Source organism: Enterobacter sp. UNJFSC 003 (genome assembly GCF_036903355.1).
Classification (GTDB): Bacteria; Pseudomonadota; Gammaproteobacteria; order Enterobacterales; family Enterobacteriaceae; genus Enterobacter.
This window is the reverse complement of the sequence record NZ_JBAKHK010000280.1, coordinates 1-249: the sequence shown is the minus strand read 5'-3', so window position 1 is coordinate 249 and position 249 is coordinate 1. Positions and strand designations below refer to the sequence as shown.

Sequence of the window (249 nt, the reverse complement as noted above, 5' to 3'; positions counted from 1 at the left end):
CACAAAGTGCATTGCCGAAAGCGTTGCACCATAAAACCAGACTGCGGGTACGCGCTGAAAGCGCCCTGTACGGACAAACGGCATGGCCTGCCACAGCGGGGTTGCCATTAGCGCATCCATGTCTTTGCTGTTGTCGTGATCAAAACAGAGCACATCAACGTCTTTATACGCCGCCAGACGATCGATACTGACGGCGGTACTGCCCCAGAAGTTGGTTTCCCCTTGCCAGGCATTTGGGATGCCGTACTC

At 55.0% G+C, this 249-nt stretch carries 1 pseudogene; it reads right to left on the bottom strand.

What is annotated here, in order from left to right:
- Positions 1-249: pseudogene (locus tag V5P19_RS24155) on the bottom strand (Fe(3+)-hydroxamate ABC transporter substrate-binding protein FhuD); the annotation flags it as partial.